At 49.2% G+C, this 252-nt stretch carries 1 protein-coding gene; it reads left to right on the top strand.

Annotated features, from left to right (window positions below; genetic code table 11):
* Positions 1–252 (top strand): hypothetical protein (locus RG959_RS24575; protein ID WP_342799343.1); only part of this gene is annotated, 252 nt, incomplete at both ends.

The raw sequence follows: 252 nt of genomic DNA, 5'->3' as shown, positions 1-252 counted from the left end.
GCGCATTAGACATCAATCGTTCGTGGGTTCGATCCGCGCACCTCTCGAGCTAGAGGAACTAATTACCAATCGGTCAAGCGAAGGGGCTGATTACAAGCCTAACTACAAGTGGGTCAACAAACTTGCGGTTAGCGGCAGCATGCCACGCGAAGCTCTTCTGTCAGCCTTTGACAACTTCTCAGCTGCTTTTGACAAGGAGTTGATTGAAGCAAAGAATCGAAGGTTACAGATACAGGGGAAGGAGAATCCCAA

It is taken from the genome of Domibacillus sp. 8LH (assembly GCF_038806185.1).
Taxonomy (GTDB): domain Bacteria; phylum Bacillota; class Bacilli; order Bacillales; family Domibacillaceae; genus Domibacillus; species Domibacillus indicus_A.
This window is presented reverse-complemented; position numbering and strand designations above follow the sequence as displayed.